At 73.4% G+C, this 10,749-nt stretch carries 12 protein-coding genes; 7 read left to right on the top strand and 5 right to left on the bottom strand.

Annotated elements, in window-relative coordinates; genetic code table 11:
- Positions 1-270: 270 nt before the first annotated feature.
- The gene (locus OUY22_RS33140; protein WP_270159217.1) at positions 271-1,110 is read right to left on the bottom strand and encodes a universal stress protein; all 840 of its coding nucleotides are present in this window, start codon (positions 1,108-1,110) and stop codon (positions 271-273) included.
- 61 nt (positions 1,111-1,171) lie between these two features.
- On the bottom strand, positions 1,172-1,582 hold the full coding sequence (locus OUY22_RS33135) for an Hsp20/alpha crystallin family protein (RefSeq protein WP_270159216.1): 411 nt from the start codon (positions 1,580-1,582) through the stop codon (positions 1,172-1,174).
- 263 nt (positions 1,583-1,845) lie between these two features.
- Here OUY22_RS33135 and OUY22_RS36815 point away from each other — a divergent pair, with 263 nt between their 5' ends.
- The 6 genes from OUY22_RS36815 (at position 1,846) to nhaA (ending at position 8,136) form a co-directional block, all read left to right on the top strand.
- Positions 1,846-3,246 carry a DUF4389 domain-containing protein gene (locus tag OUY22_RS36815; RefSeq protein WP_333486836.1) on the top strand — a complete coding sequence of 467 codons (1,401 nt, stop codon included), beginning with the start codon at positions 1,846-1,848 and terminating at the stop codon, positions 3,244-3,246.
- A gap of 97 nt (positions 3,247-3,343) precedes the next feature.
- Positions 3,344-4,390, top strand: a complete 1,047-nt coding sequence (locus tag OUY22_RS33125) for a zinc-dependent alcohol dehydrogenase family protein (protein WP_270159215.1) — start codon at positions 3,344-3,346, stop codon at positions 4,388-4,390.
- 118 nt (positions 4,391-4,508) lie between these two features.
- The gene (locus tag OUY22_RS33120) at positions 4,509-5,474 is read left to right on the top strand and encodes a helix-turn-helix transcriptional regulator (protein ID WP_270159214.1); all 966 of its coding nucleotides are present in this window, start codon (positions 4,509-4,511) and stop codon (positions 5,472-5,474) included.
- Positions 5,471-5,863 carry a nuclear transport factor 2 family protein gene (locus tag OUY22_RS33115; RefSeq protein ID WP_270159213.1) on the top strand — a complete coding sequence of 131 codons (393 nt, stop codon included), beginning with the start codon at positions 5,471-5,473 and terminating at the stop codon, positions 5,861-5,863. The genes OUY22_RS33120 and OUY22_RS33115 overlap by 4 nt, the downstream gene beginning before the upstream one ends.
- On the top strand, positions 5,860-6,606 hold the full coding sequence (locus OUY22_RS33110; protein WP_270159212.1) for an MBL fold metallo-hydrolase: 747 nt from the start codon (positions 5,860-5,862) through the stop codon (positions 6,604-6,606). The genes OUY22_RS33115 and OUY22_RS33110 overlap by 4 nt, the downstream gene beginning before the upstream one ends.
- A 210-nt stretch (positions 6,607-6,816) precedes the next feature.
- A complete protein-coding gene (gene nhaA / locus OUY22_RS33105; RefSeq protein ID WP_270159211.1) occupies positions 6,817-8,136 on the top strand; it encodes a Na+/H+ antiporter NhaA in 1,320 nt (439 codons plus the stop codon).
- A gap of 71 nt (positions 8,137-8,207) precedes the next feature.
- On the opposite strand, the gene OUY22_RS33100 is transcribed toward nhaA, so the two are convergent.
- Positions 8,208-8,855, bottom strand: a complete 648-nt coding sequence (locus tag OUY22_RS33100; protein WP_270159210.1) for an MFS transporter — start codon at positions 8,853-8,855, stop codon at positions 8,208-8,210.
- Positions 8,822-9,157: an MFS transporter gene (locus OUY22_RS33095; RefSeq protein WP_270159209.1), complete on the bottom strand. Its 336-nt coding sequence runs from the start codon at positions 9,155-9,157 to the stop codon at positions 8,822-8,824. Before OUY22_RS33095 ends, OUY22_RS33100 begins: the two co-directional genes overlap by 34 nt.
- Between OUY22_RS33095 and OUY22_RS33090 the strand changes: the two genes are divergently transcribed.
- A complete protein-coding gene (locus OUY22_RS33090; protein ID WP_270159208.1) occupies positions 9,156-9,719 on the top strand; it encodes a TetR/AcrR family transcriptional regulator in 564 nt (187 codons plus the stop codon). The genes OUY22_RS33095 and OUY22_RS33090 overlap by 2 nt on opposite strands.
- Before the next feature lie 18 nt (positions 9,720-9,737).
- Here OUY22_RS33090 and OUY22_RS33085 read toward each other — a convergent pair whose 3' ends face one another.
- Positions 9,738-10,583 carry a universal stress protein gene (locus tag OUY22_RS33085; protein ID WP_270159207.1) on the bottom strand — a complete coding sequence of 282 codons (846 nt, stop codon included), beginning with the start codon at positions 10,581-10,583 and terminating at the stop codon, positions 9,738-9,740.
- Between the last annotated feature and the right edge of the window lie 166 nt (positions 10,584-10,749).

The raw sequence follows: 10,749 nt of genomic DNA, 5'->3' as shown, positions 1-10,749 counted from the left end.
ATAGTCCACAGGACGACGGGGGCGGGTCGCGGTGTCCTGGGCGCCGGCGGTCGCGGCTGTGGTGATCATGACGTCCCTCCAGGGGGTTTGACACTTTCTTAGCTGACTTCATGACATCCGATCTCGTCGGATGTATGCAGAGCCGTACGTCCCCTGATCATCGGACCTTATGCCGTCCGAGCGAAGGTGACCGGAAGGACTTCCGGCCCTACCGGCGCCCGCCCGCCGCGCGAGAGCAGAGGCTCACCGCACCGCGAAAGACCTATGCGCTCAGGCCCGCTCGTCGCGCGGGCGGACCACCGCGATCGGGCAGGTCACGTGGTGCAGCACCGCGTGACTGACCGAGCCGAGCAGGGCGGAGGCGAGGCCGCCCCGGCCGCGCGAGCCCACGACCAGCAGGTCGGCCGTCGTGCCGGCCTGGATCAGGACGCTCGAAGGGTGGCCGATCTCCTGCTCGTCGACGATCCGGACGTCGGGGTTCTTCTCCCGCCAGGGCGCCACCCGCTCGGCCGCCGCCCGCATCTCCTGCTCGTGGACGTCCTCCGCCAGACCGCCGTAGGCGGCGGCGTACGGGGAGACGGCCGGCGTCTGCCAGGCGTAGAGGACGCGCAGCGTGCCTCCCCGGGCGCGGGCCTGCTCGATGGCATAGCGCAGCGCGGCCTCGGAGTGCGCCGAACCGTCGTACCCGACGACCACCTCGCCGGGACCGGCCACCGAGGGGCCGCGGACGATCACCACCGGCCCGGCGGCGTGCCCGGCCACGCCCAGCCCGACCGAGCCGAGGAGCATCCCGGCGAACCCGCCACGACCCCGGCTGCCGAGCACCACGCTGTCGGCGCCGGCCGACTCCGCGATGAGGGTCTCGGCCACGTTCCCGGCCTGCAGCACCGTGCCCACCTCGATGCCGGGGGCCAGTCCCCGGGCCCGGTCGGCGGCGGCGGCGAGCGTCCCCTCGCAGTATTTGCGCACGTCGACGCCGTGAGGCGCATGTTCGCACACGTGCACGAGCCGAAGGCCCAGCCCTCTGCGCCCGGCGTCGGCCGCGGCCCACTCCACCGCCGCCGCCGCGGGCGCGGATCCGTCCACGCCCACCACGATGTGCCTGTTCATCGTCCCCTCCACTCCCCCGGCGTAGAGCGGGGATGCCCCCCGCCCCACGCCGGGCCGGGCGTCAGCGCTCGACGGTGATCCGCCGGCCCTCTTCCTTCTCCTCGGCCAGGCCCACGCTGACCTCCAGCACACCGTCCTTGTAGACGGCCTTGACGTCGTCGGTCCGCGCCGTCGCGGGCAGCGTCACGGTTCTGGACAGCGACCCGTAGGCGAACTCGGAGCGGTGCGGCTCCGAGGTCTTGCGGGTCTTCTCCGCCCGGATGTGGAGCATGCCGCCATGCACGGTGACCTCGACGTCCTTGTCGGGGTCGATGCCGGGCAGTTCGGCGCGCACCACGTACCGGCCGTCGGCGATGTAGTCCTCGACCCGGACGATCTGTCCGAACGGGCGGAACCCGAACATCGGGCTCTCCATCCACTCGAACAGCTCCGGGAAGGGGAGCTTGCTCTCCCTCCGCTCAGGCAGGTTCATGATGGCCTCCTTCCTTGAGTCGGGATCGCACACCTCCAGCACACGCCCCGCGCCGGGACGCGGACAGAGGAGGAGGTCCCTCACCGGCAGGGACCATCGGCGCTCGCCGGTCCCCTCTCCCTGCCACCCCCCAACGCCAGGTCCCGAACGTGGAGGTTTCTTCCCCTCTGCCCGAAATCCGGCGGCGTTATCGGGCCCATCGGCCGCTCAAGCAGGACCTTCGCCCGCAGGCGGGAAGCGTGAGGCGGTGGTGCGCTGGACCCATGAGTGCATATCCCGTACGGGTGGAGGCCCGGCTCGAGGAGCCGCTCAACCGGGGCCTGTGGATCGTCAAGTGGTTCCTGGCGATCCCTCACTACCTCGCGCTCGGCTTCCTGTGGATCGCCTTCGGCGTCCTCACCGTCATCGCGTTCTTCGCCATCCTGTTCACCGGCCGCTACCCCCGCACGATCTTCGCCTTCAACCTGGGCGTGCTGCGCTGGACCTGGCGGGTGGCCTACTACACCTACGGCGGGCTCGGCACCGACCGCTACCCGCCGTTCACCCTCGGGGCCGCCCCCGGCTACCCGGCCACGCTGGAGATCGACTACCCCGAACGGCTCTCACGCGGCCTGGTGCTGGTCAAATGGTGGCTGCTGGCCCTCCCGCACTATCTCGTCGTGGGCCTGTTCACCAGCGGCAGCGTCCTCGCCTGGAGCGACGGGCTGCCCGACGGCGGCGGCGTCCTCTACACGCTGGACCGGGGCGGCCTCATCGGCCTGCTGGTCCTCGTCGCCGCGGTCGGCCTGCTGTTCACCGGCCGCTACCCGTACGGCGTGCACGACCTGGTCGTCGGCATGAACCGCTGGGCGCTGCGGGTCGCCGCGTACGCCACACTCATGACCGACGCCTACCCGCCGTTCCGCCTGGAGCAGGGCGGTCACGAGGTCCCGCGGCTGGAGGCCCCGCCCGACTCCGCCCGCACCCCGGCACGGCACCGCCCCGGCTCCACCGTGGCCCTGGCCGCGGGCTCCCTGCTGGTCTTCTGCGGGATCGCCGCCGGGGTCACCGGCACCGGCACGGCCCTGCTCGGCCAGGCGCGCGACGACGGCGGGTTCGTCGGCGCCGGCGCGCGGCAGCTCACCACCTCCACCTACGCACTCACCGGCCAGGAGATCTCCATCGCCGGGCAGGGCGTGGCGTACCTGCGCGAGAGCGCGGGCCGCGTCCGCGTCCAGGCGTCCGGCAGCCCCACTCCGCTCTTCCTCGGCATCGCCCGCAAGGACGACGTGACCGCCTACCTGAGAGGCGTCGCCCACGAGCGGGCCGCCCACCTCGTCTTCCCGCCGGAGTCCGCCGACGCCGGCTACACCCGGTATCCGGGCGCGGCCCCCGCCTCGCCGCCCGCCACCCAGACGTTCTGGGCGGCCACCGGCAGCCGGAGCCTGACCTGGGACGTCCAGCCCGGCGACTGGGCCGTCGTCATCATGAACGCGAACGGCACGCCGGGAGTGACGGCCGACCTCCAGCCGGCCGCCACGCTCCCCTGGCTGGAACGGGCGACCACCGGGCTCCTCGTCGCCACGGCGGTCCTGCTGCTCGGCGGCGGCGCTCTCATCCTGTTCGGCGTCCGCCTGGCGGCCGCCCCTGCCCCGGCTCCCGCGCCCACCGCGCCCGCACGATGACCCGCGGACCGGCCCGGAGCCGAAGAGCGGGACGTTCGCCCCTACATACCCCTGCCCACCAGCGGGAACGTGGAAAGAAAGGCACTAGGAGGTCGCCATGAAAGCGATGATCTACAACGGACCCGGCCGGCGCGACTGGGAGGAGGTCCCGGACCCGCGGCTCACCGCCCCGACGGACGCGGTCGTGCGCGTGGACGCCGTCACGATCTGCGGCACCGACCTGCACATCCTCAAGGGAGACGTGCCCGCCGTGGCGCCCGGCACCATCCTCGGCCACGAAGCCGTCGGCACCGTCATGGCGACCGGCGACGCCGTCACCGCCGTCAAGGAGGGCGACCGCGTCCTGGTCTCCTGCATCACCGCGTGCGGCCGGTGCCGCTACTGCCGCACCAGCGCGTACGGGCAGTGCCTGGGCGGCGGCGGCTGGATCCTCGGCCACCGCATCGACGGCACCCAGGCCGAGTACGTCCGCGTGCCGTTCGCCGACACCTCCACCCATCAGCTGCCCGAGGCGGTGAGCGACGAGGCGGCGCTCATGCTCGCCGACATCCTGCCCACCTCCTACGAGGTCGGCGTGCTCAACGGCCGGGTCCAGCCCGGCGACATCGTCGTCGTGGTCGGCGCGGGACCGATCGGCCTGGCCGCCATCACGACCGCGCGGCTGTTCACGCCCAGCCACATCGTCGCCGTCGACCCGGCCGCGACCCGGCTGGAGGCCGCCAAGCGACTCGGCGCGGACGTCCTCGTCGGCGCCGGCGACGACCCCGCCGCGGCGGTCGCCGAACTGACCGGCGGCCTCGGCGCCGACGTGACGATCGAAGCGGTCGGCATCCCGGAGACCTTCGAGCTGTGCGCCCGGCTGGTCCGCCCCGGCGGTCACCTGGCCAACGTGGGCGTCCACGGCGCCCCGGCCACGCTGCACCTCGAAGACCTGTGGATCCGCAACCTGACCATCACCACCGGCCTGGTCGACACCTACTCGACCCCGGCCCTGCTGGAGATGGTGGCGGCGGGCCGGCTCGATCCGACGACGTTCATCACGCACCGCTACGACCTGATGGACATGGAGGCCGCCTACCGGACCTTCTCCGACGCGGCGCAGACCGGAGCCCTGAAGGTGGTGCTGTCCCGCACCGGAACCTGACGGCCCCACCGCCACCCGGCCCCGCGCATCACCGGTTGGCACCGGCCCCTGCGCCAGTCTCCGCAAGAGAGCAAAGACGATCAGGCCGTGGAGCGGTCCCGGGCCGCAGAATCCTGGCATGGACAACGTGCGGCCCGATCGCCTGCGGGCCCTGCTCGACCCGGTGCTGGGCGCGCTCGACGAGCGTCTCGACGGATGGCAGCTCGCCGGCCGGGCCCATCTCAGCCGGTTCCACTTCGATCGGCTCCTGTCGGCCGGGCTGGGCGAGGCGCCCGGAGCCTTCCGCCGCAGGCTGCTGCTGGAGCGGGCCGCGTGGCGGCTGTCGCGGGGGACGTCCGTCACGGAGGCGGGGTTCGAGGCCGCGTACGACTCGACCGAGGCGTTCTCGCGCGCCTTCCGCCGCGCCTACGGCACCGCCCCGAGCGGGTTCGCCGCCTCGGCCGGGGACTTCCGGCTGCCCGCGCCGAACGGCGTCCACTTCCACCCGCCCGCGGGACTGCTCGTCACCGGAGAAGCATCGGAGACCCCCATGGACCTGACCGACCGGCTGATGGACCACGACCACTGGCTGACCGGGCGGCTGCTCGACAGCGCCGGGCGCCTCACCGACGGGCAGCTCGACCGGGAGGTGCGGCCGGGCCACACCGTGCTCGCCTTCGACGGCGCCGAGCCGACCGCCCGCCGCATGCTCGACCGGCTGATCTGGACCAAGGAGGTATGGAGTGCGGCGATCGCGGGCCGCGACATGCCCGCCGAGGGCGAGCGCTCGCTCGACGGGCTGCGCAGGCGCTGGGAGCGGTCGGGCGCGGAGTTCCGCGCGCTCGCGTACGACATCCGGAAGCGGCACGCCTGGGACGACGTCTTCGTCGACGCGCTGTGTGATCCACCGCAGAGTTTCACCCTGGGCGGCGTGATCGCGCACGTGCTCACGTTCGCCGCCCACCGGCGGCAGGTGCTCGCCGGGGTGCTGTCCGAGCTGGGCGTCGAGGACGTGCCTCCCACGTGCCCGATGGAGTGGGAGCGGGTCCGCCTCGCGGAACGGCCGCACCCGCCCACGCGGCTCCGGGGCGGGGAGGCTCGATGACCGGCACGCCACAGGACGCCGTCGCCGCGTGGTGGCAGGCGATGCGGGACCGGGACCCGGAGGCTCTCGCCAGGCTGGCCGTGCCGGAGTTCCTGTCGTCCGGCGGCCCCTCCGGCCGTACCGTCGGGCTCGCCGGGCTTCTCGCCGAGGCCGCCGCGTTCTTCGCCCAGGCCAGGATCGACACGTGGTCGGTGGACGACCTCGTGGTGCGCCCGTACGGCCCCACCGCCGTCTGCTCCTACCGCTGGAGCGAGAGCGGCAGCCATCTCGGCGTGCCGTTCGCGATGCGGGGCCTGGCCACGGACGTGCTGGTCCACCGCGACGGCAGATGGCGGCACGTGGCCCATCACGTCAGCGCCCTGCCCGCCGACGACGGGGCCGGCCGATGAGCCGGCAGGTCGTCGTGCTCGGGAGCTGCGGCGCGTTCCCTGAGCCCGGCCGGGCCTGCAGCGGCTTCCTGGTGGAGTGGGGCGGCTTCCGGCTCGTCCTCGACCTCGGCTACGCCACGTTCCCCCGCCTGCTCGCCCGCCGGCCGGACGCGGACGTGGACGCGGTCGTCATCACCCACGAGCATCCGGACCACTGCGTCGACCTGCACGCCCTTTTCCGCATGCGGCTCTACGGCGGGTCCGGCGGAGCGCGGCTGCCCCTGTACTGCCCGCCCGGCGTCCTGGACCGCCTCGGCGGGCTGGAACCCGACGTGGACCTGCGCGCCGTCTTCGACCCGCACCCGCTGCCCGGCGCCTACCGGGTGGGGCCGTTCGAGCTGACCGGGACGCTCCTGCCGCACCACGTCCCGAACGCCGGGGTCCGGCTCACGGCCGGGGACGCCGTCCTGGCCTACACCGGGGACACCGGCCCGACTCCGCTGCTGGCGGAACTGGGCCGGGACGCGGACCTGTTCATCGTCGAGGCCACCGACAGGGCCGGGGAGGCGGAACGCCCGGCGCGCACCCTGATGACCTCCGCCGAGGCCGGGTTCTGGGCCCGGCGGGCCGGCGCGCGCAGGCTCATGCTGACGCACTTCTGGCCGGGCGGCGACCGGTCGGCGGCGGTGGCGGCCGCCCGTTCGGCCTTCGACGGCGAGGTCCTGACCGCCGAGGAGGACCTCGCCGTCGGGTTGGGCCTGTAGAGGGACCGGCCTGGCGTGAGCGCCCGTGACCAGAGCGCCCGTGACCAGAGCGCCCGTGACCAGAGCGCCCGTGACCAGGAGGCGTCCCCACCCGTCGGCGGCGACTCCGGTGCTCGGGAGCCTCCGGCCAGTGGGTAAGGTGTCTTGTGGTGCGCCGGGAAGTCTGGTCGGCAAACGACCGATCTGTACCCGAACGCCTGGAGCACCTTCATGACCAACCCCGTCCCGTCCCGTCGCCCTGCCCTGCTCGGCCGCGGTTCCTGGAGCGAGACGCTGCGGATCGGCGCCATTCTCCGCAAGGAGACCGTCGGCGGAGCGTTGCTGCTGGTCGGCGCGGTGGTGGCACTGATCTGGGCCAACTCCCCCTGGGCCGGCGCCTACGAGACGCTGCGCGAGATCCGGTTCGGGCCCGAGGCGCTCCATCTGAACCTGAGCCTGGCGACCTGGGCCGCCGACGGCCTGCTGGCGATCTTCTTCTTCGTGGCCGGGCTGGAGCTCAAGCGCGAGTTCGTCGCCGGTGACCTGCGCACCGTCCGGCGGGCCGCGGTGCCGATCGCGGCCGCGCTGGGCGGGGTGATCGTCCCGGCGCTGCTGTACCTGCTGCTCTCCGGGGGCGTGGATGGCGCGGCGCGCGGGTGGGCGATCCCCACCGCCACCGACATCGCCTTCGCTCTGGCGGTGCTGGCGGTGATCGGCCGTTTCCTGCCCACGGCGCTGCGCACCTTCCTGCTCACGCTCGCCGTGGTCGACGACCTGGTGGCCATCGTCATCATCGCGCTGTTCTACACCGCGGACCTGTCGCCGCTCCCGCTGCTGGCGGCTCTGGTGCCGCTGGCGATCTTCACCGTGCTGGTGCAGCGCCGGGTGAGCTCGTGGTGGCTGCTGCTCCCGCTGGCCGTCGCCACGTGGACGCTGGTGCACGCCTCCGGCGTGCACGCCACCGTCGCCGGGGTGCTGCTGGCCTTCGCCGTGCCCGTCCTCCGGAACGAGCGCAACGGCGGCCCGGACACCGGGCCCGGCCTGGCCGAGCACTTCGAGCACCGTTTCCGTCCGATCTCGGCCGGAGTGGCGGTGCCGGTGTTCGCGTTCTTCTCGGCGGGAGTGGCACTCGGCGGGCTGGACGGCCTGACGAGCGCCCTGCGTGATCCGATCGTGCTGGGCGTCGTGGCGGGCCTGGTGGTGGGCAAGCCGCTCGGGATCATGGCGGCGACCTGGCTCATGGCCCGCTTCACCCACGCCGACCTGGACGAGGACCTGGCCTGGGTGGACATGCTGGGACTGTCGATGCTGGCCGGGATCGGGTTCACCGTCTCGCTGCTGATCGGCGAACTGGCCTTCCCGGGCGCCGACGACCACGTCAAGGTGGCGGTGCTCACCGGCTCGGTGACCGCGGCGCTCCTGGCGGCGGTCATCCTGCGCCTGCGCAACCGCGCCTACCGGCGCATCCACGAGATCGAGACCGCCGACCTCGACCATGACGGCGTGCCGGACGTCTACGAGAACGAGCGCCCGGAACCGGCCGGCGGATGAGACCGCCGGGGCGGCTTCTCAGCGGCGCCCTCATGGACACCGCTGAGCGGACTGTCACCTGAGCGCATCGGTCAGGAGGGCACCGGAGCCCCCTGCCTCGACCGGCCGGGCGTCACCAGGGCGGCGACCACGACGCCCGCTGCCGTCACCGCCGCGGCCACGGTGAACCCGCCGGCGAACCCGCTCAGCGTGTTCCCGGTCAGGCTCGCGGCGGCGACGCTGGAGACGACCGCGGCGCCGAGGGAGGCGCCGAACTCGTGGAAGGTGCTCACGATCCCGGAGGCGATGCCGGCCTCCTGCGGCGCCACCTGGCCCAGCGCGGTCGCCGAGGCGACGACGAACAGCGCGCCGGTGCCCGCCGCCGCGACGGACACGCCGATCACGACGACGACGGGACTCATCGACACGGCGGGCGCGGCCATGCCCAGCGCCGCCACCGCCAGGCCGGCGACGGCCGGAGCCCTGCCGCCCCAGCGGCCGATGACGCGGCCGGTCAGGTTGGCCCCGAGCATCGTGGCCACCGCCACGGGGAGGAACAGCAGGCCGGTGTGCAACGCGCCGTACCCCTGGGCCTGCTGGAAGTAGAAGGTGCCGAGGAAGAACACCGCGATCATCAGAGCCGTCGCCATCAGGATCAGGAACGCGCCCGTCGCCACGGGCCGCCGCACGAGCAGCCGGACGTCCATCAGAGGAGACCGCGCCCGCCGCTGCCACGCCACGAACAGGACGTAACCCACAGCAGGGCGGCGCCGATGCCCTGCGCGATGCGGGCGCCCACGAGCATGGCCGCGGTCTCCGCCAGTCCGGCGGCCAGCGACGCCCCGGTGAAGACGAGGAGTCCGGTGAGCAGGACGGGCTTGGCGCCCGCCAGGTCGGCGATCCGCCCGCCGAGCAGCATGAGCCCGCCGAAGGTGAGCGTGTAGGCGCTGACGGTCCAGGTCAGCGCCTCGCGGCTGAGCCCGAGGTCCGTCTCGATGTGGGGCAGGGCGATGGCGACGACGGTGACGTCGAGGATCAGCATGAGCTGCGCCACCCCGAGGAGGCCGAGGACGCGCCAGCGCGCGATCGTGTCCGCCGCCCGCACCCTGCTGGGATCCGATCCGCACGCCAGGACGGACGACATCGCCAAGGCCGCCGGCGTGGGACGGATGACGCTGTACGGGCACTTCGGCACCCGGGCCGAGCTCGTCGACGCGGCGCTCGTCGACGCGCTGAGAGCCGGTGACGAGACCCTGGCGGCCATCGACCTGACAGGGGACGCGGACGAGGCGATGACGCGCCTGCTGGCGTCGAGCTGGCAGATCGTGGCCGAGTCCGCGGCCCTGCTCGCCGCGGCCGAGGAGGTGCTCCCGCCCGGCCGGATCCGGGACCTGCACGACAAGCCCGTGCGGCGCATGACCGAACTCGTCCGGCGCGGTCAGGACCAGGGCGTCTTCCGCGCCGACCTGCCCACCGGGTGGCTGGTCAGCGTGGTCCAGTACATCCTGCACGGCGCGGCGGCCGAGCTACGGGCCGGACGCCTGGCCCCGCACGAGGCCGCGGACGTGGTGATCAAGTCCGTGCGCTCGGTGCTGACCGGCTGAAGCGCACACAGGCCGGGGTCATCCCGCGCGGACGACGGCGACCGTGCAGCGCGCGCGGTGCAGCACGCCCCTGCTGACCGAGCCCATCAGCGCCGAGCTCATCGCGCCGCGCCCGTGGGAGCCCACCACCAGCAGGTCCGTCTCCTCCGACACCGCGATGAGCGCCTCGACCGCGTCCTTGCGCGGGAAGTCCCGGATCACGGTCACGTCCGGATGCTTCTGGACGAAGGGCTTCAGCAGCGCCTCCACCATCTCCTCGCGGGCGGCCCGGTCCTCCTCCAGGTCCAGCGGAAACCCGGCCCCCAACGCCTGGACGGGCGGCCTCCAGGCGTGCACCACCCGCAGCGTGCTGCCGCGCAGGGCCGCCTGCTCGAAGGCGTAGACCAGCGCGGGCCGGCACTCGGCCGAGTCGTCCACGCCGACCACGACCTGCCCGTACGTGGGCCGCCGGGTCTCCTGGACCACCACGACCGGGGCCTCGGCGTGTCCGGCGACCTGGTCGCTGACCGAGCCGAGGAGAGCGCCGCCGACGCTGCCGAGACCACGGCTGCCCACCACCACCTCCGCGGCCGTCCTGGCCTGCTCGCGCAGGACCACCGCGGGCGTCCCCTCCGCCAGCCTGGCCTTCACCTCGACCTCGGGCTGCCGCTCGTGGACCAGGGCCACCGCCTCGTCGAGGGCCTTCTGCCCGGCCCGCCGGAGCTGGTCCGGCCGGTCCGGGTCGGGGAATCTCGTGATCTGGTACGGCTGCCGGTCCACCGCGTAGACAAGTGTCATGGGCTGGTGCGTACGAAAAGCGTCATTTGCGGCCCAGGCCACGGCGGCACGCGCCGGCAGGGAACCGTCGACCCCCACAACGATCATGGCGTCCTCCTTCGTTCCCTTCCATCACACCGGAGGCGCGAGGGCATGTGCAGGGCCGGAAGTCCCGGCGGCCGAGAGCCGAAGGGCCGTGAACTGCGGGTTCTCCAGCCGTACCCCAGGAGGACTTCCGTCGGTGCCGGCCGACCCGGCCGCAGGAGAAGGGCAC

It is taken from the genome of Nonomuraea corallina (assembly GCF_027620315.1).
Lineage (GTDB): Bacteria > Actinomycetota > Actinomycetes > Streptosporangiales > Streptosporangiaceae > Nonomuraea > Nonomuraea corallina.
This window is presented reverse-complemented; position numbering and strand designations above follow the sequence as displayed.